The organism is Paenibacillus sp. cl123 (assembly GCF_900101595.1).
Classification (GTDB): Bacteria; Bacillota; Bacilli; order Paenibacillales; family NBRC-103111; genus Paenibacillus_G.
In genome coordinates this window covers 230,232-252,876 of record NZ_FMYY01000004.1, presented here as the reverse complement: position 1 = coordinate 252,876, position 22,645 = coordinate 230,232, and the positions used below count along the sequence as shown (strand labels likewise).

Annotated in this window: 23 protein-coding genes; 3 read left to right on the top strand and 20 right to left on the bottom strand. The window is 57.1% G+C overall.

Annotated elements, in window-relative coordinates; all coding sequences use genetic code 11:
* Positions 1–226: 226 nt before the first annotated feature.
* The 6 genes from BLR08_RS10295 to BLR08_RS10270 all read right to left on the bottom strand — a co-directional run bounded on the left by BLR08_RS10295 (position 227) and on the right by BLR08_RS10270 (position 5,667).
* Complete coding sequence (locus tag BLR08_RS10295; protein ID WP_256257491.1) at positions 227–811, bottom strand: redoxin domain-containing protein; 585 nt, start codon at positions 809–811, stop codon at positions 227–229.
* A gap of 36 nt (positions 812–847) precedes the next feature.
* Entirely contained in the window at positions 848–1,591 is a 744-nt protein-coding gene (locus BLR08_RS10290) for an ABC transporter ATP-binding protein (RefSeq protein WP_072329107.1), read from the bottom strand.
* Complete coding sequence (locus BLR08_RS10285) at positions 1,584–2,402, bottom strand: ABC transporter permease (RefSeq protein ID WP_072329106.1); 819 nt, start codon at positions 2,400–2,402, stop codon at positions 1,584–1,586. The genes BLR08_RS10290 and BLR08_RS10285 overlap by 8 nt, the downstream gene beginning before the upstream one ends.
* On the bottom strand, positions 2,399–2,995 hold the full coding sequence (locus BLR08_RS10280) for a nitrous oxide reductase accessory protein NosL (RefSeq protein ID WP_072329105.1): 597 nt from the start codon (positions 2,993–2,995) through the stop codon (positions 2,399–2,401). The genes BLR08_RS10285 and BLR08_RS10280 overlap by 4 nt, the downstream gene beginning before the upstream one ends.
* Entirely contained in the window at positions 2,992–4,368 is a 1,377-nt protein-coding gene (locus tag BLR08_RS10275) for a right-handed parallel beta-helix repeat-containing protein (RefSeq protein WP_090586008.1), read from the bottom strand. Before BLR08_RS10275 ends, BLR08_RS10280 begins: the two co-directional genes overlap by 4 nt.
* A gap of 129 nt (positions 4,369–4,497) precedes the next feature.
* Positions 4,498–5,667, bottom strand: coding sequence for a benzoate/H(+) symporter BenE family transporter (locus BLR08_RS10270; protein WP_072329104.1), 1,170 nt, complete (start codon positions 5,665–5,667; stop codon positions 4,498–4,500).
* Positions 5,668–5,815: 148 nt separating this feature from the next.
* Between BLR08_RS10270 and BLR08_RS10265 the strand changes: the two genes are divergently transcribed.
* On the top strand, positions 5,816–7,255 hold the full coding sequence (locus BLR08_RS10265; RefSeq protein ID WP_072329103.1) for a MocR-like pyridoxine biosynthesis transcription factor PdxR: 1,440 nt from the start codon (positions 5,816–5,818) through the stop codon (positions 7,253–7,255).
* 378 nt (positions 7,256–7,633) lie between these two features.
* On the opposite strand, the gene BLR08_RS10260 is transcribed toward BLR08_RS10265, so the two are convergent.
* From BLR08_RS10260 to BLR08_RS10235, 5 genes are all read right to left on the bottom strand, one after another.
* On the bottom strand, positions 7,634–8,053 hold the full coding sequence (locus tag BLR08_RS10260) for a winged helix-turn-helix transcriptional regulator (protein WP_072329102.1): 420 nt from the start codon (positions 8,051–8,053) through the stop codon (positions 7,634–7,636).
* Between the two features lie 181 nt (positions 8,054–8,234).
* The gene (gene hxlB / locus BLR08_RS10255; RefSeq protein ID WP_072329101.1) at positions 8,235–8,792 is read right to left on the bottom strand and encodes a 6-phospho-3-hexuloisomerase; all 558 of its coding nucleotides are present in this window, start codon (positions 8,790–8,792) and stop codon (positions 8,235–8,237) included.
* Between the two features lie 4 nt (positions 8,793–8,796).
* Positions 8,797–9,429: a 3-hexulose-6-phosphate synthase gene (gene hxlA / locus BLR08_RS10250; protein WP_072329100.1), complete on the bottom strand. Its 633-nt coding sequence runs from the start codon at positions 9,427–9,429 to the stop codon at positions 8,797–8,799.
* A 388-nt stretch (positions 9,430–9,817) separates the two neighbouring features.
* Positions 9,818–10,876, bottom strand: a complete 1,059-nt coding sequence (gene add, locus BLR08_RS10245) for an adenosine deaminase (protein WP_072329099.1) — start codon at positions 10,874–10,876, stop codon at positions 9,818–9,820.
* A gap of 311 nt (positions 10,877–11,187) precedes the next feature.
* On the bottom strand, positions 11,188–11,442 hold the full coding sequence (locus BLR08_RS10235) for a hypothetical protein (RefSeq protein ID WP_072329097.1): 255 nt from the start codon (positions 11,440–11,442) through the stop codon (positions 11,188–11,190).
* A 234-nt stretch (positions 11,443–11,676) separates the two neighbouring features.
* Here BLR08_RS10235 and BLR08_RS10230 point away from each other — a divergent pair, with 234 nt between their 5' ends.
* Entirely contained in the window at positions 11,677–12,969 is a 1,293-nt protein-coding gene (locus tag BLR08_RS10230) for an arsenic transporter (RefSeq protein ID WP_072329096.1), read from the top strand.
* Between the two features lie 164 nt (positions 12,970–13,133).
* Here BLR08_RS10230 and BLR08_RS10225 read toward each other — a convergent pair whose 3' ends face one another.
* The 3 genes from BLR08_RS10225 to glyQ form a co-directional block, all read right to left on the bottom strand.
* Complete coding sequence (locus BLR08_RS10225; RefSeq protein ID WP_072329095.1) at positions 13,134–14,366, bottom strand: aminopeptidase; 1,233 nt, start codon at positions 14,364–14,366, stop codon at positions 13,134–13,136.
* A gap of 220 nt (positions 14,367–14,586) precedes the next feature.
* Entirely contained in the window at positions 14,587–16,671 is a 2,085-nt protein-coding gene (gene glyS / locus BLR08_RS10215; protein WP_072329093.1) for a glycine--tRNA ligase subunit beta, read from the bottom strand.
* Positions 16,664–17,551, bottom strand: a complete 888-nt coding sequence (gene glyQ / locus BLR08_RS10210) for a glycine--tRNA ligase subunit alpha (protein ID WP_072329092.1) — start codon at positions 17,549–17,551, stop codon at positions 16,664–16,666. Before glyQ ends, glyS begins: the two co-directional genes overlap by 8 nt.
* A gap of 443 nt (positions 17,552–17,994) precedes the next feature.
* On the opposite strand from glyQ, the gene BLR08_RS10205 reads away from it, so the two are divergent.
* Positions 17,995–18,312: a hypothetical protein gene (locus tag BLR08_RS10205; protein WP_072329091.1), complete on the top strand. Its 318-nt coding sequence runs from the start codon at positions 17,995–17,997 to the stop codon at positions 18,310–18,312.
* A 94-nt stretch (positions 18,313–18,406) separates the two neighbouring features.
* On the opposite strand, the gene BLR08_RS10200 is transcribed toward BLR08_RS10205, so the two are convergent.
* The 6 genes from BLR08_RS10200 to BLR08_RS10175 all read right to left on the bottom strand — a co-directional run bounded on the left by BLR08_RS10200 (position 18,407) and on the right by BLR08_RS10175 (position 22,475).
* A complete protein-coding gene (locus tag BLR08_RS10200; protein ID WP_072329090.1) occupies positions 18,407–19,357 on the bottom strand; it encodes an MBL fold metallo-hydrolase in 951 nt (316 codons plus the stop codon).
* A 41-nt stretch (positions 19,358–19,398) separates the two neighbouring features.
* On the bottom strand, positions 19,399–19,614 hold the full coding sequence (locus BLR08_RS10195) for a hypothetical protein (protein WP_072329089.1): 216 nt from the start codon (positions 19,612–19,614) through the stop codon (positions 19,399–19,401).
* 46 nt (positions 19,615–19,660) lie between these two features.
* Positions 19,661–21,166: a cardiolipin synthase gene (cls, locus tag BLR08_RS10190; protein ID WP_072329088.1), complete on the bottom strand. Its 1,506-nt coding sequence runs from the start codon at positions 21,164–21,166 to the stop codon at positions 19,661–19,663.
* A gap of 96 nt (positions 21,167–21,262) precedes the next feature.
* Complete coding sequence (locus BLR08_RS10185; protein WP_072329087.1) at positions 21,263–21,514, bottom strand: GlsB/YeaQ/YmgE family stress response membrane protein; 252 nt, start codon at positions 21,512–21,514, stop codon at positions 21,263–21,265.
* 90 nt (positions 21,515–21,604) lie between these two features.
* Positions 21,605–22,210, bottom strand: a complete 606-nt coding sequence (locus tag BLR08_RS10180; RefSeq protein WP_072329086.1) for a TraR/DksA C4-type zinc finger protein — start codon at positions 22,208–22,210, stop codon at positions 21,605–21,607.
* Positions 22,155–22,475 carry a hypothetical protein gene (locus BLR08_RS10175; protein WP_143151536.1) on the bottom strand — a complete coding sequence of 107 codons (321 nt, stop codon included), beginning with the start codon at positions 22,473–22,475 and terminating at the stop codon, positions 22,155–22,157. The genes BLR08_RS10180 and BLR08_RS10175 overlap by 56 nt, the downstream gene beginning before the upstream one ends.
* Between the last annotated feature and the right edge of the window lie 170 nt (positions 22,476–22,645).

The window sequence follows — 22,645 nt, the reverse complement described above, 5'->3', positions numbered from 1 at the left end:
GGGCGCTCGCTCTGTTGGCTGTATTGGCGTACGGCTTGGAGGAACGAAAGGGGTCCAAGTAAAGAGGCAGCGCATATGGACACGGGCGGAGAATGTGGTTTGGCGATGCAAGACCGCGGGCCAGGCTTTACATAAGCCCGGCGGCTACCCGCCAAAGCAAAAAAGCTGTCTCCGCAGCAGATCATTCTGCTTCGAGAGACAGCCTTAGCCCAAGCGGTTAGCCTAGCTACGGCTTCACGCTTTCCATCAGCCCGCGAACCTGCTCCGCGCTTGCGAGCTCGCCCGTGACGATCCGGGCGATGCGCCCGCTGCCGTCGATCAGGAACGTCCGGGGCAGACCGACCAGGCCGTAACGCCCCGCCGCCTCTCCGCTCGGATCGAGCAGGACAGGAAAAGACAGGCCGTGATTCGCGGCAAATTCGGCGGCTGTGCCTCTGGATTCGCCGACATTGACGGCCAGCATCGCCACGCCGGGAACGCCTTCCCGGTAAGCGTCGTTCATCCGCGGCATTTCGCTTACACAAGGGCCGCACCAGGAAGCCCAGAAGTTGAGCAGCACGCCCTGACCCTGGTATTCAGCCAAGGAGACGGAACCCCCGTCCAAGGTCATTGCGTTAAATTCAGGCGCTTGATCGCCCGTTCGCAGCGCTCCGTCCTGCCCAGTCCGCGCTTGAAGCAGCGTGTACAGCAAGACGGCCGCTAGCGCAACGACGATGACGATATTTACATATGATCGCGGGCCCGTTCGGCGACTCAGCTCAAGGAGGCCCCGCTCCACGCTCTGATCTACACTTTGTCCTGCTTTCCGCACTCTCCCTGCCTCCTCTGAGTTCTCCGGCGCGCTCCCTCATCGCGTCCGCTCCTGCGCGGATGAGCCGCCGCCGAACAGCCGACTGAACACCGCCTGCAGACCATACGATCCGTAAGCTTCCAGAAACGCTGCCGTCGGTCCTTGTTCGGCGACGCCGCCGTCTTTCAGGAACACGACCCGATCGGCGGCCGCCTCCGCAATTTGCAGCTGATGAGTGGAGAACAGCACGGCATGCCCTTCCCGCTTCGCAAAGCGGACAAGCTCGGCGAATGACTCCATCCAATACGGATCAAGCCCGTTTGTCGGCTCATCCATCAGCAGCAGGGCCGGCTTCGCAAGCAGCGCCTGCGCGAACAGCAGCCGTTGACGCATTCCTTTGGAGAACGAGGTGACCGGATTGCGGCGGACTTCGCTCAGTCCGACCAGCTCCAGCGTTTCGCTGACGCGCGCCGGAGACACCTTGCGCAGAGACGCCCAGAAGGCCAGCGTCTCCTCGGCGGACAGCCCCTGCCCGAACAAATAATCGTCCGGCATATAGCCGAGCTGTTCCGCGTAGCGCTTCCGGTCGGCCGCCCACTGGATGCCGCCTATCGTAATAGACCCGCGCGTCGGCCTCAGGATCCCTGCGATCATACGCAGCAGCGTGCTTTTGCCGACTCCGTTGCCTCCGCAGAGCGCCAGCGACTCCCCACGGCCCAGCTGAAGGTCGACGGAGCCGAGTATCGTCCGCTTGCCGATATCTTTGCCAACTCCATGCAATTGAAGCACATGCTTATCCACGCGAACGCCCCCTTTCCCAGACCAGATGAGCCCAGCCGATCGCCGCAGCTGCCCATAGCGCGCAGATCAGCAGAAACAGCCAGCCTCCGGAAGGGCGCGAAACCCAGCCAACCCATTGATAATACTCGGGACCGAGCGCCGATCCCCCTCCCAGCTTGATGACTACGAACAAGCGAACCAGCTCGGCCGGGTTCAGAAACGTGAGGGCAACCAGAACCGGCTTGATCCACATATAAGGCATAAGTCCGAGCAGGGCAATGAGCAGAGTCGGCCAGCCGATAACGGCGAAAAACCAGACGGCGACGCCAATGGTCAACGCCTGCCAGCGGTTGCGGGCCAACGTGCCGATGACGAGGGCGATGGCCAGAAACAGCACAATCAGCCCAAACGAAAAGGCGAGAAACATGCCGAGCGTCCGGCTATCCAGCCCTCTGCCTGTCAAGGACCCGGCGACGCCCGTCAAGCCGTAGCCGAAAGCCACGATCGTGATCAGCAGAGCCGTCAGCCCCACGTATTTGCCCCCGATAAACGAGAAGGTGCTCAGCGGATACGTCGCCAGCAGCTGCCAGCTCCCCTCCTCCTTCTCCGCCGTCAGAGAAAACGACCCGAGCAGCAGCGTCATCAGCGGCAGCAGGTACAGAATCAAATTCAGCATCGATGACGTGGTGCTGGAGTAGCCCTCCGCGAACCGCTGAGTGTTGATGAGCAGCAGCGACAGGCTGAATAGTGCAAAAAGGGCCATAAACGAATAGGCCCAAGGATTGCGAAATCCGATCTTGATCTCTCTTAGCGCGATATGCAGCAGGTTCATTTGCCGTGCATTCCTTTAGCGCCAGTGTCCGTGGCCGTGTTCGCGCCCTTGCCCGCGTCCGCCTTGGCCATACCGCCGCTTTCCGAATGCGCCTCCTCGCCATGCGAGTGCATATTCATTGCGCCTTTGCTCCGTTCCCATGTATGGGAAGCCAGTTCGGAAGCGGTCATCAGCTTGCCCTTCTTCTGCGCATCGACAAACTTCTGCGCTTCGCCCTGGTCCTTGAAGGAATAGATGCCGTACGCCATCGGGGATTTAAAGGTGGCATCGTACACATAAGTGGCCTTGTCAAAAGCGATCCATTCCTTGCTGTTGTAATCCCGCACGTATTGAGCGCCGATCTCGGCCGCTGCGTTCTTCTGCTTCCATTCGTTCATGCAGCCCAGATCGTCGAACTTGTAATTTTTGCCGTCCGTCGTCGTCAACTGCGTAGCAAATGCGTCATCCTTCACCTGCATGTTGCAGATCGCACATTTATCGACGGCCTCATTGATCGCGAGTGCCGGGTACTTCTCCTTCGCGCCGCAGCCGGCAACCAAAACCACCAAGAACAGCGCTGCCATGAAAATCGCCATTTGTCTTTTCATTTTCATTTTCGTCTAACCCCCAAATAATAAGTTGTACCTGCCGAAGCTGCCAGCAAAAGCACACCGAGCGCCAGAGTACCGTTCCGGGCCGGCCCGCCGCTTCGATCTCCTTCTTGCAGAGCGGTCCCCGCCAGCGCCGGCTGCATCAGCGGCGCGTCGTCTACCGACCACCCTTCCCGTCCTTCCGTGAACATGCTTTCCAGAAACAGCATCCCCGGCGACTGGAAAAACAGCTGGTACGCAGGCGCAGCCGAGGTCAGCCGCTGGAAAAAGGGATTCATCGCATACGCCAGCTCGCTGCTGCCATCGCCGTTCGTATCCAGCCCGTTAAAAGCTTCCCAATAGTTGCCTGAGAAGGCGTTATTCGCGCTGTCGTCCGCCTGCGACTCAATCACATTGCCGATAAACCGGTTGCCTGTCAGCCGGTTGCCTTCCGACTCAAGAAACTGTACCCCGACAAAATTTCGCAGCACATCGTTGCCGCTGAATTCATTGCGGTTCGACTGCTCGACATACAGTCCTACCCGGTTGCCTTCCACCTTGTTGCCGGCGATGCGGGAGGTTTCCACGTCGAAGAACAGCAGACCCTGCGAATTTACGCTCTCGCTTTGCTTGGTGAACGTATTGCCCGTAACCTCCGCATCCTTCACGCCCATCACCATGGCCCCTGTAATGTTGAACGCGCCCCGGTTGCCCCGCACTACAGTTCCATCCGTATACATGCAGTGGATGCCGTAGCGGGAATGCTCGATGCGGTTGTTTTCCACCAGATTGCGGTGGCTGCTCTCCAGATAAATGCCGTCATTCATCGACGATACGTCGTTGTCATGAATCCGGTTGTCGTGGGAATTAAACAAATCGATGCCATTGCGCTTGTCCGGCAGCTCCCCGGGGCCGGCCGCCATCCCGTCCTCTCCGTCGCCAAGCCAGCGAATCTGTGTACGGCGAATCTCTGAGCGTTCATTGTCCCGCATGACAATGCCGAACGCTTGCGTGCGAATGTCGAGCTCCTCCAGCAGCGCCCCGCTGCCTGTGACCAGCACCGCCGCCGCTTCCTCGCTCTCTCCGCCCTGAACCAGCTCTACTCCGCGCACATGCACGCGATCTGCCTGAATATGCAGAGCCGGGGACGTTCCGTCGCCGACAATCCGCACCTGTCCCTGAGCCTCCAGGCGTATCCGCTTGCCGATGATTGCGCCTCCCGCATACACGCCCTCCTGAAGAACGAGCGTGCCGTTCTCCGGCGTAGCGTCGATTTGCCGCTGCAGATCAGCCCGCAAAACCGCCGACGCAGCGGCATGCACGCCCGCTCCGGCCGCCAGCCACAAGCATACAGCCAGACATCCCGTGAAGCCTAACCGGCGAAACTGCCTGTTCACGGCATCCCTCCTCTTCCATGTCCTTGTCTGATCTCTCTTTTATTCTAGCCAATGATTGGAGAATTCATATGACCCGATCGGGCTATTCCATCTACTATTGTGTGAACACTGCATAAACTTCTTGCTCGCTTACGATCCGGCGGACGGACTGGGAGCGGGACCTTCCCTCAGCAGCTTGGCCGTCACCGTGCCGATAAGAAGAGACCATACCGCCGCCGATATTCCGAAGACCTCCACATTCGAGATCGCGATGACAAATGCAAATAAAACGGAATACCGGTACGAAACCTCGGAGAACGCTGACTTCATGCTGTTCAGCAGCACACCGATTAGCGAGAAGCCGGTGATCACCGCGATAAACGATCGGGGGACAAGCTCGATGACCGCCGCCACTTTCCACGCGAACAGGCCGAAGATCATGACAAGCACGCCGGATACGACGGCAGCCCGAAACCGTCCCTCCCGCGGTCCCGCCTCCTCGCTGCTGCACAAAGCGGTCATCATCCCGCCCATCGTCACCGCATGCCCGCCGAAGAAGCTGACCAGCACCGTTCCGAGTCCGGCGCCTGCAACCAGCTTGTTGAACGGCGCTTGAAAGCCGTTTTTCTTCAACGCGGCGAGCGCGACCGCCAGATCATTGCTCAGAACGAGCACCGCGATCGGAATAGCAAGCGAAACGAAGCCGGCGCTCGTAAATTCCGGGACGATAAACCCGGGCAGCGTAAAGACTGCAGGCGGCAGAGCCGGAAACTCATGCTCCAGCAGCAGACCGGCGACGCCGAATACAAGCACGCCCAGCAAAGGCGGGATGACTGGCGAGATCCGCGGCGCCACGAAGAAGCCCAGAATCGCCAGCACGCCCGCGATTGGCGACTGTCCGAGAGCGGGGATCACATCCACAGCGTAATGCAGGATCATGCCTGCCAGCATCGCGTCGAGCAGAGGCCGCGGGATCCACTGGAATACCTTGGCCAGCAGGCCGGAGAAACCCAGTACGGCGATCAGGCCGCCGGCCATCAGGAAGCCGCCAGCCAGCTCCGGCAGCGAATAATGCGCGGCGGCCAAGCTCAGGAAAGCTGCGGATGTAATCGAATGCGCTCCGGCGATCGGAAGCTTGTAAATCAGCGACATCAGAAGGTTAATCAAGCCTCCGACGAAGTATACGACGAACAGCCAGGAGACCAGCTCGGGACGGGATAACCCGGCCGCCTGCGCCGAGCTGATGATCAAGACGGCTCCGCCCGTACACGCCATCAGGGCCGACAGCGTGCCGGCGGCTATAGGTTTAGCGTTCAGCATAAGTTCATTCCTTTATCTTAGAAAATTCGTATGACTGTTCATCTATGATAAAATAGTTACGAGATTTGAGAACCATCCATTTATTGCGAATTTGAGCCATCCATGCTTCACGGTGGCTTTCTCATTACAATCCGGAGGTATATGAACGATGTGGAAGCCCGATCGCGGGAGCAAGCTGCCGCTTTACCAGCAAATCGCTGACGACCTGGAAAAAAGAATCGCTTACGGCGAGTTCCCGCCCGGCAGCCAGCTCCCTTCCGAACGGAAGCTGGCGGAGCAGCTTGGCGTCAACCGCAGCACCGTCATTCTCGCCTATTCGGAGCTCCGCTCCCTGGGTATTATCGAGAGCCAGACGGGCAGCGGCACCCGGGTCAGCAAATTCAAATGGGGCGCGACCCCGAAGCATACCCCTAACTGGCGCCGGTATGCAGAAGGCGGCAGCTTCCTGCCGAACCTGGCGTTCCTGCGGCGCATCCGGGAAGCTCTGGAGCAGGACCGGACGCTGATCGACTTCGCCAGCGGCGAGCTGGGAGCGGATCTGTCCCCGGTGGAAGAGATCAACCGGCTGATGAGCGAGAACTTTTACACCGGATACTTGGGTTATGACAATCCGCAGGGATTTGTTCCGCTGAGGAAAGCGCTCGTCGGTTTTTTGCGCCATTATCGTAACATCCAGACGACGGATTCGTCCATCCTCATTACATCCGGGTCTCAGCAATCCTTATATTTAATTACTCAATGCCTGCTGACGCCGGGAGACGCGGTGGCGATCGAGGACCCGTCCTACTGCTACTCCTTGCCGATGTTTCAGTCGGCCGGACTCCGGCTGTTCCGTCTGCCTGTGGACGCCAAGGGAATGCGTCCGGAAGACATCCGAACACTGTACAAGAAACACCGGATCAAAATGGTATTTATCAATCCCAACTTTCAGAATCCGACTGGCGCCGTGCTCGATCTCGGACGCCGCAGGGAGCTGCTCGAGACAGCCGGCGAGCTGGGACTGCCGCTTGTCGAGGATGATCCGTTCAGTCTGACGGCCTACGACGGCACGCCTCCTCCCCCGCTGAAGTCGATCGATACGGCCTCGTCGGTGCTGTACGTCGGCTCCTTCTCCAAAATCGCCGCCTCCGGCCTGCGCGTAGGCTGGATGGTGGCGCCGCATTCCGTCATCAGCCGGCTGGCCGATGCGCGGCAGCAGATGGACTTCGGCCTCAGCGTCATTCCGCAGCGGGTGGCGGCGCAATTTCTGGAGTCAGCCTACATCCGGCCGCATCTGGACCGGCTCCGCATGCAGCTGCAGTTCAAGCGCGATCTGGTGATCGAGGCGCTGCGCCGCGAGCTGGCGGGACTCGTAACCTACACGGCTCCGCAAGGAGGTCTGCATCTGTGGTGCCGAATCCTCCCAAAGGTGCATGATCACAAACTGCTTGAGGAAGCGATCCGGCGCGGCGTCATCTTCGTCCCCGGCAGCGTTTACGGCTCGGATTCCGGCTATGTGCGCTTCACGTTCGCGCGGGCGCGGGCGGAGGACATCGGTCCGGGTATCGCTATGTTCGCCTCGGCGCTGCGCATTGCAATCGAATCCTGAACAGCAAATAACCTGATGGATAAACGTCCATCAGGTTATTTGCTGTTCCCTCCTGTGCTCTCCGCCTGTTGAGCCGGCCAACTGGATGGGGAAAAAAGACGCTCAATGGATGGTTACTAAATCCGGCCGATCGTTTAGATTACGGGTATAGGCCGATTCGAAGGCGGCGTGACATGTGATCTACATCACTTACATCCGTCCGAAAGTCAGCTACACTTGCCGTATAAAAATCCGCTATTTCATGAAAAGGGGAATGAACCGATGGAAGTCAAAAACAATCAAACCCAATACCAGCCGTATAAAGGCTTTCCGCTCCTCGTGCTGCTATTCGTCGTCGTTTTGTTTTCTCCGCTGTTTTATTTCGTCATTAACTTGATGCTAGGAAATGAAGCCATGTTCATCGCGCCGCTCCAATAGAGCGGCCTGATGTCCGCCCGGACGGCCTTCCTTCCAGATCACCTGCTCGCCGTAGCTTTTTCCCCAGCTGTACATCATCTTCAGCACCGGCATCAAGCTCTCGCCATACCCGGTCAGCGAGTATTCCACGCGCGGCGGAACCTCCGGATACACCTTCCGGTAGACGAGCTTATCCTCTTCCAGCTCCCGGAGCTGGTTGGTCAGCATTTTCTGCGTAATATGCGGTATCAGCTTCTTCAATTCACTGAACCGCTTCGTTCCTTCCAATCCGAGATGCCATAAAATGATCAGCTTCCACTTGCCTCCGATGACGGCCAGCGTCAGTTCCTTTTCACAATTGATTTCCGCTAAATTAATCCGTTCCTTGACCTCGCTAGCCATGTACCCTCACTCCTCTTTGTTATTATAGTATATAGGATGATCGTGCCGGGTACAAAGGCCATAACCTTCAGCAAGGAACCGGAAGCTCGCCGGCCCCCGACCTGCGCAAAAGCCCCACGGAAATCCGCGAGGCTGCTGAGAGCATGCTTGGTCTGTCCCATAGGCGGAACAGAATGCCTTTTTATTCGAGATTGGCGTGCCTGGCGTACATCATATCTGAGGACAAGCCCTTCAGCTCCATCATCCGCAGAATAACGGAGTCATAGAAGAGCAGCAGCGTCTGTTCGAATAAGGAAGCCATCGGCTGAACGGTAGTCACGCTGCCATCCAACCGGTCTTTGGGCAAGCCCGGCAGCTTGACCGAAGCGGATGCGAGCCGGCCGATTGCAGACTCCGGAGCGGTCGTCACCAGGGCGACTGCGGCGCCCAGCTCCTTCGCCTTGTGAACCATCGACACGAGGCTTTTCGTTTCCCCCGAGCCGGATCCGATCACAAGCACATCGTTTGCCGCAATGCCCGGCGTTACCGTTTCCCCTACCACATAAGCCTGCAAGCCCATATGCATCAGCCGCATCGCGAAAGCGCGTCCCATCAGTCCGGACCTGCCCGCTCCCGCGAGAAATACCCGATCGGCGGACAACAGCAGCCGGGCCAGCTTCTCGGCTTCTTCCGCTGCAATCTGCGCAGCCGAGAGCTGAAGCTCCTTGACAATTTCAACGGTATATTGATTGATTTGCATGGAGTTAGGCTTGACTAACCAATCGCTTCATTTCGGCCGCGGCTGTCTTCTTGTCCTCCAGGCCGGTAATGCCGCCTCCTACAATGACCAGATCCGGATTCGCCTTGATCACCTCAGGCAGCGTATTCAGCTTGATGCCTCCGGCTATGGCTGTCTTGGCTTGCTTCACGACGCGCTTGATCGCAGCCAGCTCTTCGAAGGAATTTTTGCCGTCGGCCTGATGATCGTAACCGGAATGCACGCAGATGTAGTCTACGCCGAGCGCATCGATTTCCGCCGCTCTTCCTTCAATATCCTTGACATTGATCATATCGACCATGATCTTCTTGCCCTGTTTGGCCGCTTCCTCAACCGCGCCCTTAATGGTGGAATCATCCGACACTCCTAGCACCGTGATGATATCGGCGCCCGCCTCGGAAGCCTTCATCACTTCATAGCCGCCGGCATCCATAATTTTCAAATCCGCCAATACGCGCAGCGAAGGGAACGCCTCCTTGATTTCTTTGACGGCCCGCAGCCCTTCGTTAATGACGACCGGCGTACCGATCTCCACAATATCCACATATTCGGCCACCTCGGCCACCACTTGCTTCGCTCCGGGAATGTCCACCAGATCGAGTGCCAGTTGAAGTTCCATCTTATGATCTCTCCCTATGAACCATATATTGTTTCTTTACACGGCTCATTGTACCCCCTACCTGCCGGATTAGGAAGTACGCACTTTCAAGTGGTGTAGTTACCTGGAGGATACCAAGCATGCCGCGGCAGTGCGGATCAGGCCGAAGCGCCTATCATCCATCGCTTGAAACATAAGCCTCTCCCTCCCATGAGACATAAAAAACCGCACGATCCGGCGTACATGATGTACCTGAATGTGCGGTGTGTGCTTCACAACCTATTTACTAATTTTAACATCATACCCAAATTGTCTACCTGGCGAACATTTATCCAATCTTCGTTTCAACTGAGTACGGAACCAATACTTCTCTATTCGGACTCTCGTCCAATCGTTCGTTCCCGTCCGCTCACCATGTATTCGGCAACAAAAGTCCTTCCCGCTTAAAATCGCGGAGAAATCGCTCCTTCAGACTGAGTTTCTCGTTTTCCTCCAAAAAAGCCGCATTGACGCCATTTAAAATAATGCGTGCGATTTCCTTCGTCGTCAATTTACATTGATCGGCCAAACGAAGATATTCCTTCGTAATATTCGTCCCGGACATGGTCGTATTATCCGTATTCACAGTCACAGGAATCCCCCAATCCAGCAGTTGCTTGATCGAATAAGCTTCTGGAAGAGGAGCAGTCTTCGTCTGCCTATCGCTGACCGGACACATCTCAAGCGGAATTTGCAGCTCTCTTACCAGTTCCAAGGTCCGCGCATCCTCCAAGAGCAGCCCCCCGTGTCCAATCCTTGCCGCCCCAAGCTCCTTCACCGCTTCGTAAATGTTAGCCGTGCCCGCGGTCCCGTCGACATGGATCGTAATCGGGGTGCCTTGACGTTTGGCGATCGTAAATAAAGTGCGAAATTGCACTGTCGGGCAAGCGGTCTCCTCTCCAGCCAAATCGACCGCGACGACACCTTGGTCCATAAACCGCTGGGCTGCTTCGACAACAGCGGCGTTCATCATATAAGAGTGGCCTCTTAGGCAGATCAGTATCGCCCTGGCCTTCACCCCGCATGCTGTCTCCCCTTGTCTTAATCCGCGGCAGACCGCTTGAATGATCTCATCGACAGATAGACCCTTATGGCGATGAAGCTGCGGAGCGAATCGAACCTCGATATACTGACAACGATGGAGTGAAGCCTGCTCCACCGCCTCATAAGCCGCCCGCTCCAGAGCGCCCGACGTTTGCAGAAATGGGAGCGCGAAATCCAGGCTCCCCCGGCCCTCGTGCCCGGCGGCGTCCGGCTCATCCAACTGCGACAAGTGTTCCATCTTCTCTATCTCCGTATCAGACAGTCCAATCCCTTGTTCCTTCGCAAGCTCCAGCACCGTTGCAGGCTTCACACTCCCATCCAAGTGCAGATGCAGATCCACCTTGGGCAGACGAGTCAGCAATTCATGTTGAATGCGAACTTTCATCCCTCACCCTACCTCCCCCTTGCCATTTACTCAAGTCAAATATATGTTATTTTTTATTACATAATAAAATAACAATACAAAATTATCAACGATAATTTTATATTCTCATCTCAATACATGTAATGTTTATGAAGGTTTTATAAAAAACTTCATAAAAACTTCCTGATTTTAAATAAAAAAACCTAGAATCAAAACATGAAATATAAAACATCCAGATAATAATGTCATTTTTTATAACACGTTTAATAACAAGCAGTTCCTCATCCCTTGCCATCATGCCGCTCTGCATCACCAACACCTTAGCACCATTTCTACGAAAGAAATACGCCTCCATACACGAACGCAGTCACTATAACCAGCGCCGGGTGAATTTTACGGATCTGAATAAGGTAAAAAGAAACGGCCGCAATGCCGATAAACTGCAAATAGCCGATCGTCGAAGTGGACTCGACGGAGCTGCTCCAGGTGATCAGCAGCATCATGACGGCGATAACCGGCTGCACGAGCAGCGTCATGCCTTTAATAACGGGGGATTGCTTATATTTCTGCAGCAGCTTCAGCAGCACAATCAGCGCGATGACGAAGGCACCACCGTCGCAGCCACCGGATTCAGTCCTCTCTGTGAGCTGCTAGCTTTCCCAGACAGCTATCATTTAAGATACCCCTCACGATCTGAGAAGCGCCATACATTATGATTTACTTATCCGATAATCGATGTATAATGTATCCTGTTTAGCATTTGCCCAGGCGGGTATATGGCAGGTCGCTTGGACAAAGCAAAGAGAAACAGGGGAGGATTTATGCTGGCAATCGCTATTGTTATTTTTCTGGTTACGCTTGTTTTAGTCATCTGGCAGCCGAGGGGGCTTTCCATCGGCTGGTCCGCCTCGGGGGGCGCGGTTCTGGCTCTGCTGCTGGGCGTGGTCTCCCTGCAAGACGTCGGGGAGGTAACCGGGATCGTTTGGAATGCCACGCTTACCTTCGTAGCGCTTATCATTATTTCACTTATCCTGGACGAGATCGGATTTTTTGAATGGGCGGCTTTGCATATGGTTCGTTTCGCCGGGGAAAACGGAAAGCTGCTGTTCGTCTACGTCATTTTGCTGGGGGCGGCCGTGGCAACCGTTTTCGCCAATGACGGGGCGGCGCTGATATTGACGCCGATCGTACTGGCCGTTGTAAGATCGCTGCGATTCGACGAGCGGATGGTTCTGCCCTTTGTCATGGCAAGCGGATTTATATCGGATACGGCCTCTCTTCCGCTTGTGATCAGCAACCTGGTGAACATCGTATCTGCCGACTTCTTCGCCATCGGATTCGTCGAATATGCCGGCAGGATGATCGTGCCCGCCATCATTTCGGTTGCCGCCAGCCTGCTGATGCTGTTCCTCTGCTTCCGCCGGACGATTCCTGCCCGCTATGAAGCCCTGCATACGAGAGCGCCTATCGAAGCTGTTAAGGATATGCGGTTATTCCGGTTATCCTGGGTCGTGCTGGCGGTGCTGCTCATCGCTTACTTGTCGAGCGAGCTGATTCAGGTCCCGGTCTCCCTGCTCACCGGAGCCGCAGCCCTGGTATTTCTGCTGCTCGCCAGACAAAGTCCCCATATTCGCACCGTTCAGATCTTGAAGGACGCGCCTTGGACAATCGTCGTCTTCTCCATCGGGATGTATGTGGTCGTGTACGGCTTGCGTAATGTCGGATTGACCGACCAGTTGGGTCAACTGTTCCAATGGACCGGCGATCGAGGGCTGTTCACCGCTGCCATCGGATCGGGCGTCATCGCGGCCGTGCTTTCCTCCGCGATGAATAACCTGCCTACCGTCATGATAGACGCCCTCGCTATCCAAGGGACCGCCACGGACGGACTGATCCGCGAAGCGCTTATTTATGCCAATGTGATCGGCTCCGACCTGGGACCCAAGATTACTCCGATCGGCTCGCTCGCCACCTTGATCTGGCTGCATGTCCTCTCCCGCAAGGGCGTACGTATCACCTGGGGCTATTATTTCAAGACCGGCATCGTCCTCACGGTGCCCGTGCTGCTCGTTACGCTCGCCAGTCTGTATCTGTGGCTGCTGCTGATTGGGTGAATGTAGCTCAGCCCCCAAGCTGCACCGACGGCTGCAGCAAAAACGTGCTTGACCAGGCATGACCATCCATACCACGCGCCAACAGGCTGCACGGTCCTAAGACCGGCAGCCTGTCGTTTATCCCCGCGAAGCTTAAGCTTGGGGGAACTTCCTCGTATGACTTCTCAAATTGCCCAATTGCCGTTCCGGAAAATAGCTTCCGTCTTCCCGTCTTGCGTCACGCCGTCGATATTCATATCCGGTGAGCCGATCATGAAGTCAACGTGGATCAAGCTTCTGTTTGCGCCATGAGCCAGCAGTTCCTCCGGGGTCATGTCCGTCCCTCCGCTCAGGTTCACCGGGTAAGCCTGGCCGAGCGCCAGATGGCAGGACGCATTTTCATCGAACAATGTGTTGTAGAAAATAACGTTGGAGTTCGAAATCGGCGAGTCATGAGGCACCAGCGCAATTTCTCCGAGCGAAAGCGCCCCCTCATCCGTCTCCAGCATCTTGGCCAGCGCTTCCTTGCCCTGCTCGGCGGTGAAATCGACAACCTTGCCGTCCTTGAACGTCAGCGAAAATCCGTCGATCACCTGTCCGTTGTAGTTGAGCGGCTTGGTGCTGCGGACCGTTCCGTTCACGCTGTCCTTATGGGGCATCGTGAACACTTCTTCCGTCGGCATGTTCGGGTTGAACAGATGGCCTTTGCCGTTCCCCTTCGCTCCGCCCAGCCACACATGCTGATCCGGCAGCTCGACCGTCAGGCTTGTGCCCGTAGCTTCATAACGCAGCTGCTTGTAGCGCTTGCTGTTCAACTGGTCCACCTTCTGCAGCAGGGTCGCGTTATGCTCCTTCCACGCCTGAATCGGGTCCGCGGCTTCCAGACGGGTCGCATCGATAATCTTCTCCCACAGCTTGGTTACCGCTTCATCCTCAGGCAGGCCCGGGAACACCTTGGCCGCCCACTCCGGCGTAGCGTACGAGATCAAGGTCCACGAATTGGTGTGATTCATCAGGTAGGACCGGTATTTGCTCAGCGCAGTCGCCGCCGCCTTGGTCGCCGCACCGACACGAGCCGGATCGACGCCGCTAAGCAGATCGGGATTCGGGGAATAGATCTGGATAAAGGCGGCTCCGTTCTCCGCATATTCCTCCATCGACTTGGCCCGCCACATCGGATATTCGCCCAACGCTTCCTCGGGAGCAAGGCGGTATTTGATCAGCGCCACTTCCTCGTCGTTGTATTCGACATGAACATGACGCGCGCCAGCCTGATATGCGCTGGCGACAATTCGCCGAACCAGCTTGGCCGCCGAGATCGGCGCCATGACGACAACCGTCTGGCCCTCCTGCACATTAACGCCGACCTTGACGGCCAGCTCCGCATAATGGTCTAACTGAGTTTCGGTTGGGATCATGATCAGGTCTCCTTATGGCTAGCAGATTTATCCTCATTATATCGTTCGCCGCCGGCGAATTCAAAACCGCCGTTCTCACCGAGCAGGGGCTGCTCTGCCTCGGCCTGAAGCGCCCAAGTGCTCGCCGCCGGCCGCCGGCGCGCCAGAAGCCAAAAGAAAAACCGGAACCCGCCACAGAGGACGGTCCGGCCTTCCTTATTCAAGCTCCCGTACCCGCCGGTTACTTCGATACCAGCTTCGAGAAATCGGCGAACGCCTTGATATCTTCGGCAATATTTGCCAGCAGCGCCAGCCTGTTGCGGCGAACGGCTTCATCGTCAGCCATAACCATGACCGCATCGAAAAATGCCGTGATCGGCTCGCTGAGCGAACCCAGCAGGTCGAACGCTTCATCCAGCTTCGCAGCGGACACCGCCTGGACGAAACGTCCATGGACAAGCTCCCACGCCCGGTGCAAGTCAGCTTCCGCCGTCTCCGCGAACAAGGAGGCGTTCACCTCGCGCGAATCGGCCTTGGCCGCGAGGTTGCAGACGCGGTTAAACGACTCTACCGCCTTGCGCAGCGTGTCCTTGCCGTCTTCGCCGGCAGCGGCGGCCAGCACCTCTGCGCGAAGCAGCGTGCGACGCACGTCGGCCGCTCCTGCGCCGAGTACGGCGTCAACGATATCGTAGCGGACGCCTTTCTCCGACAGCACATTTTTCACGCGCAGCGTGAAAAACTCCAGCATATCCCGGCGAATCTCCGCAGCATCCCGCTTCAAGCCACGCGCGGCGTGAACGTCCAGCGCAGCGTCAAACAGCTCGGGAAGCGTCAGCTCCAGCCCGTGGGCCAGCAGCGTGCTGACGATGCCTGCGGCTTGACGGCGCAGCGCATACGGGTCCTGCGAGCCGGTCGGAATGATCCCGATCGAGAAGCAGCCTGCGATCGTATCGATCTTGTCGGCAATGCCGACGATCGCGCCCACCAGCGATGCGGGAGGCTGATCTCCGGCGTTGCGCGGCGAATAATGCTCGTTGATGGCCTTCGCCACCTCAAGATCCTCGCCAGCCATCCCCGCATAATCCTCGCCCATGATGCCCTGCAGCTCAGGAAATTCGTACACCATCTGGGAGACAAGATCGAACTTGCATATATCCGCGGCTCTGCTTGCCTTGGCCGCAACCGCTGTGTCTGCATGCAGCAGTCCGGCGAGCTTATCCGAGATGGCGCGGATACGGCGCACCTTATCCGCCACTGTGCCCAGCTCTTCGTGATACACGATATTTTCCAGCTTCGCGAGCGCATCCGCGATCACGAGCTTTTTATCTTCCTCGTAGAAAAATTTGGCGTCGGACAGACGGGCGCGCAGCACCTTTTCATTACCCTTGGCCACCACATCGAGCGCAAGGCTGTCTCCATTGCGGACGGTGACGAAATGCGGCTGCAGACGTCCTTCGCCATCCAGCACCGGGAAGTAACGCTGATGCTCTCGCATCGAGGTAATCAGCACTTCCTGCGGGATAGCCAGGAAGTCCGGATCGAACGAGCCGGTCAATACCGTTGGCGTCTCGACGAGGAACAGCACTTCCTCCAGCAGGTCGTCCTTGACCGCGATATGCCAGCCCCGCTCGGCCGCAAGCGCCTCGATGCCCGCCTCAATCGCCTGCCGGCGTTCCTCGACGTCCGCGATGACATGCTGCTCCTTCAGCTTCGCCGTATAGTCGGCAGGCGTGCCGATAACGGCGTCTTGCCCGAGGAAGCGGTGGCCGCGCGTCACATTGCCGCTGGCTACGCCCGTGATCTCGAACGGAACGATGTCCTCGCCATGCAGCGCCACCAGCCAGCGGATCGGACGCACATACCGCAGCTCGTAGCTGCCCCATCTCATATTTTTCGGAAATGTCAGCGAGGTGACAAGCGCAGGGAGCGCTTCAGGCAGCAAAGAGGACGTCTCCACGCCTTGGCTGCTTTTGACCCCGTATACATATTCGACGCCGCCAAGCTCGCGGAAGAACAGCTCCTCCGGCGCCAAGCCCTGGCTGCGCGCGAAGCCCAGCGCGGCTTTGCTCCAGTTGCCCGCCTCATCGAGCGCTACCTTGCGGGCAGGCCCCTTCACCTCTTCGCTGACATCCTCCTGCTTGTCGGCCAAGCCGCTGACCAGCACCGCCAGCCGTCTCGGCGTCGCATAAGCTTGAACGCCCGCATGGGAGAGCCGGCTCGACTCCAGCCACTTCTCCGTCTTCTCCTTCAGCTGCTCCATTGCAGCGCGTACGAAGCGGGCAGGCACTTCCTCCAGCCCGATCTCCAAGAGCATATCCTTAGCCATGCTGCTCCACCCCTTTCTTCAGCAGCGGGAAGCCCAGCCGTTCCCGTTCTTGCAAGTAAGTCGCCGCCACGGAACGGGCCAGGTTCCGGACTCTTCCGATGTAGCCGGTGCGCTCGGTCACGCTGATCGCGCCGCGCGCATCCAGTAAGTTGAACGTGTGGGAACACTTAAGAACATAATCATAAGCCGGGAACACCAGGTTCAGCTCCATCGCCCGCTTCGCCTCCGCCTCATAAGTCGAGAACAGCTGGAACAGCATGGAGACATCCGACACCTCGAACGTATATTTGGAATGCTCGAACTCCGGCTGCTTGAACACATCGCCATAGGAGACGCCTTCCACCCATTCCAGATCGAACACGTTTTCCTTCGCCTGAATATACGAAGCCAGCCGCTCCATCCCGTACGTAATTTCCACGGCAACCGGATGGCAATCGATACCGCCCACCTGTTGGAAATACGTGAACTGGGTAATTTCCATGCCGTCCAGCCATACTTCCCAGCCAAGACCCCAGGCGCCCAATGTTGGGGACTCCCAGTTGTCCTCGACAAACCGGATATCGTGCTGACGGGGGTCGATGCCGAGTCTGCTCAGGCTCTCCAGGTACAGCTCCTGGATGTTGTCCGGCGACGGCTTCATGATCACTTGAAACTGATGATGCTGGTAAAGCCGGTTCGGATTTTCTCCATAACGTCCATCGGCCGGGCGGCGGGACGGCTCGACATAAGCGACGTTCCACGGCTCCGGTCCGATCGTGCGGAGGAACGTCATCGGGTTCATCGTGCCCGCGCCTTTCTCGGTGTCGTACGGCTGTACGACGATGCAATTTTGCTCCGCCCAGAACTGCTGCAGCGTCAGCGTCATTTGCTGAAAATTCATGATCCAACTCGCTCCTTTGCCAAATGTATGTGCGGCGCGCGGCCGGCTGCTTCGGGGAAGGCCGTATCAACTAAAAAAGCTCCCGTCCCTACGTCAGCCGCTGGCCGACGTAGGGACGGGAGCTTGAGGCTCTCGCGGTTCCACCCTACTTGGTCCTCCATCCGGAGAACCCGCTTTTTTCCGAGGCATGTCTCTCAGGAGCGCCTAGTCCTCCGGTCCGTCACTCCAGGCTTCCACTATCCCCGGCTCGCTGCTTATGCCGACGGTAACCGGCAACCTTCTCCATCATCGAGAACGATTCATTTCTGTTGCTATTTTATGCGAAGCATCTGCATTTGTCAAACCGGTTTGCGGATGCGCGCATAAATTCGTCCCGCCCCAACCATAATACGTGAGTACTTCATGAAACACACTACAACTCACCAACAGGAGGCCACAACCCTATGACGCACACGGCGCAAACTCAGCAAATCTCCCAGTTGATCCAACAGCTGATCCATCAAACCCAGCAAGCTTCCGGCTTGTACGAGCAGCTGCTTAAGCAGGAGCAAAGCAACGCGATGCAGCTCGAGCAGCTCGCCCAGCGTGAGCAGCAAGCCGCTCAGATCATCCAGCATGCGCTCCAAGGCCATCAAACGGCCATTCAGCAGCTGCAGCAAATCTCCCAGCTGTCCCAACAGATCGACTCGTCCATTTCCTACACGCAAGGTTATGCGGCTCCATCCGCTTATTCGAACGGCTACATGCAGCAAAGACACTAGGTTCTACCGACGCGGCGCTCAGCCGATGCACCAACGCAAGCAGCCGCCCGGGCCATTCGCCGGACGGCTGCTTGCGTTGGTTCCCTTCCGCGTGCTATGCGCGGCCTGCTCCGAGATCAATCTCCATCAAGTCGCGTCCGACTGTGATCGGCCCGTCATACCTTTCGCTCATGCCTGCGATATAGGCGGCTTCCGCCTCCTCCGTCTTAGCCGGCGCGGGGATATGATGGGTAAGCAGCAGATGCTTCGCCCCGGCGCGCTGGGCAATATCTGCGGCCTCCAGCGTGGTCGTATGGTATTTGGCGGGGTTGTTAAGGCCCACGCGCTCCTCCGGATACATCTCGATCAGCGCATCCAGCCAAGCTTTGTTGTAGGCTTCATGGACGAGCAGATCCGTGTCCTTGGCATACTTGACCATATTGTCCACCGGCAGCGTATCCCCCGAGATGACGACGGATTGGCCGTTGTAATCGAACCGGTACGCGATGGCCGGGTACACGGGACGATGATCGACCTCGAACGCGGTAATCTTGATGCCGTCCTGATCGTACACAACTCCTTCGTTGCAGGCATGCACCACGATGCGGGAGCCTTCGAAGGCCGACTTGTTATAATTGATGCGCAGATTGACGTCGAAGGCAAAGGACTGCTCCATGCGCCCGATAATCTCCTCCGTCGTTTCCGGACCGTAGACTTGCATCGGCACTTCGCGGTTTTTATAGACGCCTCCCGGCACCACATGCGTACGCCAGCTGCTGATGAACACATCGAAGAAACCGGAGTTATGGTCGCTGTGATGATGGGTAAACAACACATCGGATATACGCTGCGGCATGATGCCGGCGAGCAGCAGCTGGTTCACCGTACCAGCCCCGCAATCGACCAGAAATACTTTATGGCCGGCCAATACGGCAACTCCCGGCTTGGATACTCCGTAGACGGCGCGCGGCGACCCCGTCCCCAGCAAAATAACTTTCAGATGCTCATGAAACTGCGGCTGCAGCTTCTCCTGTCCTTGAATAAGCTTGTCCAAATGCTCGATCATTTGCGGACTCCTTTCGAATGTAGGCAACTTGCCAGAAATACTCAGGACGTGCGGATAATACTAAAAATCATCAGCAGCAGCGAAAGCATCCATCCGATCATAAACCACATGGACAAGCTGCGGGTGAATTTGATCTTGCTTACGTCAGGGTCCTTCTCATACATAACCATCCGCTTGGCTTGCGTAGACAAGACGAGATGGAGGATCAGGAACACGACGAACAGCACTTGAAAAACGATCCAGGCGTACATGGCCATGCTAAGTTTCGAACTCCTCCCAGAGGCGATGTTAGATCCATAGCGATTATAGCACGCCGGAGAACAACCGGGCGAACGATTCTTTTCCTCTGGCCTTGAGGCCGCGCTTGTAGAACTGTACAGGCATCACCCGAAGCGAATCCTCCAGATCCTCTTCATACTGCCGGACCAGATCGGCGATCGAATCCGTTCCAAGCAGAAACACATTGACCTCAAAGTTCAGGTGGAAGCTGCGCATATCCATATTGGCGGTGCCGACGGAAGCCAGATCCCCGTCGACGATAACGATTTTCTGGTGCAGGAATCCCTTCTGATACATATAGATCTCTACCCCTGACCGGAGCAGCTCGGGAAAATACGACTTGGTCGCGTATTCGGTCAAAAAGCTGTCGCTGATCTCCGGCACGATAATCCGCACCTGGACCCCCCGGTTCGCCGCCACCCGCAAAGCGGTTCGAATCGCTTCATTGGGCACAAAATACGGCGTTGCGATCCAGACGGAGGTTGACGCGGAGGCAATCATCGTGTAGTAAAGGTCGCTCATAATGCCTTGCTGGGTGTCCGGTCCGCTCGCCACGACATGCACGGCTCCCCGCTCGCCAAGAACAGGCTCGGCCTGCAGGTACCGCTTCTCCTTCAGCAGCGACTCTTGGCAAACATAGTTCCAATCCAGCAGAAATACCGCATGAAGCGTCCTCACCGCGCTGCCCTCCAGCATCATATGCGTATCCCGCCAGAAACCGATGGACTCGTTCTGTCCGAGATACTCCACCCCGACATTCAGCCCGCCGACAAAGCCGATATGGCCGTCGATGACGATAATTTTACGGTGATTGCGGAAATTGAACTTCTGATTGAAGAACCCCAGCTTGATCGGCAGGAACGCATGCACGGAGATGCCCGCCTCCTTCATTGCCGCGATATCTTTTCCCTGCAGCGACATTCCCCCCAGCGCGTCATACATAAATCGCACCTCTACGCCTTCCCTGGCCTTGTCGATCAGCAGTCCGATAATCCGCTGGCCGAGCCTGTCCGAACGAAAAATATAATATTCGATATGGATGAACTGCCGCGCCTCGCCCAGCCGTCGCATAATCTCGGCGAATGTTTCCTCGCCGTTCTTCAGAATATGCGTCCGGGTTCCTGTGTCCATGCTGGAGAAGCTGACCCGCTGAGCGTATTGGGCGAACGCTTTATGGGACGGCTTCAGGTCGGGCGCTTCCTCCGGCTCTCCGCTGCGAAGCAGCAGCTGCCACTCGTCCCGGTCATGGGCCCGCTTGCTGCGGAATAAATAACCTTTTATGTATAGCTGTCCCGAATACAGATAGAAAGCATAGCCGATCACCGGGAAGAAAAGCAGCGCGTACATCCAGACCAGCGTGATCTGGGCTGTGCGATTTTCCAGCATCAGCGATACCATGCTAGTACCGATAATGAGCAAATAGACAGCCGCGGCCACAGCCTTCACCCACAGCCAGCAGTCCGTCAGCAGCACGATATAAAGGGATGCCATCAGAACGAACAGGAAAAGAAATTCGAATCTGCGCTTCATTCTCCTCCGCCTCCCTTGAGTTATCGCCTATCAACCATAAAAGACGTGCTCACCGCCGAAGCGGATGAACACGTCTTCTCTTCCGCCCAAAGCTCATTAGGCTTTACGCGTGGAGCGCAGGATAGCGCTGAGAATGAGCACGACGACGATTGCCCCGAGAATAGCCGGGATAATAACGAAGCCGCCTACGACAGGGCCGAAGTTCGGCATCAGCCAGGACCCCAGCCAAGCGCCTACAAACCCTGCGATAATGTTCCCGATTATTCCCCCAGGAACGTCGCGGCCGACAAGCAGTCCGCCGAGCCAGCCGATTACTCCACCTACGATTAAGGACCATATAAATGCCATTGTCTGTTCCTCCTTCTTGAGCTTGGTAGCTTGTTTGGTGTGTCATGACAATTAGTACCCGCATTCTCGCCGGACTAATCAGAATGCCGCTTAACGGCTCCGATCCGCCTCATGCTCGACCTCACGAATCAACTGCTCGTCCGTCTCACGCCGGTCCGGCCCTACGACCGGATTATCCGAGCTGCCATAAGTCTCCAGGGCCTGCCAAGCCCCCGCTTCGTCGAAATGGCCGGCATTCGCCTGCCTGGCGGCTCCCGCTCCGGAAGGCGGCGGGGTCATCACCTGCTCTTCCACCGGACGGAAGTCCTCGGTCGAAGCACCGACGTCGTCCTCCGCATGCTCCACGCAACGCGTAGCATAAGGGACGGCCATCAGCCTCTCGAAGCCGATAGGCTCCCCGCTAACCTCGCAAATGCCGAATTCCTCCGTATCAAGCCGGGCCAGCGCCTGGTCGATTCGCTCCAGCTGAAGCTCCAGCGAGCGGTCGACCGCCTGATCGCGGCCTTTCTCGAACGTTTCGGTGCCCATCTCCGCAGGGTGATTATCATAGGCGGACAGCTCTCCCGTTTGATCCCTCAGCGTGTCCGCCTCGTCATCGGCTTGCCGGTCGAAATGGGCCTGCAGCTCTTCGCGCTCCTGCCTAAGCAAAGCTTCGATCTGCTTTTTCTGGTCGGCCGTCAATCTGTTGCTGCTCATCAGGGCCATCCTCCTTGTGAGTTGCGGAATAAGTTCCTGTCAGATTCGCCTCGGTATGGGCATGCCTGCACATCCGGATGTGCGTCAAAGCGCTGTCAATTTGCAGCAGGCGCTCATTGAGCAACTGCTCGGCCTCTGCCAAAACAGGCTTCTCCCGGTGGTGTGCGAACCAATGCTCCAGCTTCCTCCGCTCCTCTGTCAGCGCATCCTTAAGCTGTATCGAAGGCGGCCTTGACCGCTGGCAGCTCATATTCATCATGGACATCAGATTAGCTCCTTTCATCGTGAAAACCGGATAAGGAAGCATCCGTTTGTCGCTGCCTGCTCTGTTCCCGCCTCCGATGCGGATGCTTATGAGCAATATTACCCGGACCGGCAAGAGCCTGACGCAAGCTTTTGCGAGTCGGCACGAAGCCGATGTCCATTGCCGCTGCG

Coding starts and splice junctions, on each gene's coding strand:
- BLR08_RS10230 (WP_072329096.1), top strand. CDS start 11,677: ATGCTGGCAATCGCTATTGTTATTTTTCTGGTTACGCTTGTTTTAGTC.
- BLR08_RS10185 (WP_072329087.1), bottom strand. CDS start 21,514: ATGGCATTTATATGGTCCTTAATCGTAGGTGGAGTAATCGGCTGGCTC.
- glyS (WP_072329093.1), bottom strand. CDS start 16,671: ATGGCTAAGGATATGCTCTTGGAGATCGGGCTGGAGGAAGTGCCTGCC.
- BLR08_RS10285 (WP_072329106.1), bottom strand. CDS start 2,402: ATGAACCTGCTGCATATCGCGCTAAGAGAGATCAAGATCGGATTTCGC.
- BLR08_RS10205 (WP_072329091.1), top strand. CDS start 17,995: ATGACGCACACGGCGCAAACTCAGCAAATCTCCCAGTTGATCCAACAG.
- BLR08_RS10175 (WP_143151536.1), bottom strand. CDS start 22,475: ATGTCCATGATGAATATGAGCTGCCAGCGGTCAAGGCCGCCTTCGATA.
- BLR08_RS10195 (WP_072329089.1), bottom strand. CDS start 19,614: ATGGCCATGTACGCCTGGATCGTTTTTCAAGTGCTGTTCGTCGTGTTC.
- BLR08_RS10280 (WP_072329105.1), bottom strand. CDS start 2,995: ATGAAAATGAAAAGACAAATGGCGATTTTCATGGCAGCGCTGTTCTTG.
- BLR08_RS10270 (WP_072329104.1), bottom strand. CDS start 5,667: ATGCTGAACGCTAAACCTATAGCCGCCGGCACGCTGTCGGCCCTGATG.
- glyQ (WP_072329092.1), bottom strand. CDS start 17,551: ATGAATTTTCAGCAAATGACGCTGACGCTGCAGCAGTTCTGGGCGGAG.
- cls (WP_072329088.1), bottom strand. CDS start 21,166: ATGAAGCGCAGATTCGAATTTCTTTTCCTGTTCGTTCTGATGGCATCC.
- add (WP_072329099.1), bottom strand. CDS start 10,876: ATGAAAGTTCGCATTCAACATGAATTGCTGACTCGTCTGCCCAAGGTG.
- hxlA (WP_072329100.1), bottom strand. CDS start 9,429: ATGGAACTTCAACTGGCACTCGATCTGGTGGACATTCCCGGAGCGAAG.
- BLR08_RS10260 (WP_072329102.1), bottom strand. CDS start 8,053: ATGGCTAGCGAGGTCAAGGAACGGATTAATTTAGCGGAAATCAATTGT.
- BLR08_RS10180 (WP_072329086.1), bottom strand. CDS start 22,210: ATGAGCAGCAACAGATTGACGGCCGACCAGAAAAAGCAGATCGAAGCT.
- BLR08_RS10225 (WP_072329095.1), bottom strand. CDS start 14,366: ATGATCCCAACCGAAACTCAGTTAGACCATTATGCGGAGCTGGCCGTC.
- hxlB (WP_072329101.1), bottom strand. CDS start 8,792: ATGCAAATCAATCAATATACCGTTGAAATTGTCAAGGAGCTTCAGCTC.
- BLR08_RS10200 (WP_072329090.1), bottom strand. CDS start 19,357: ATGATCGAGCATTTGGACAAGCTTATTCAAGGACAGGAGAAGCTGCAG.
- BLR08_RS10265 (WP_072329103.1), top strand. CDS start 5,816: ATGTGGAAGCCCGATCGCGGGAGCAAGCTGCCGCTTTACCAGCAAATC.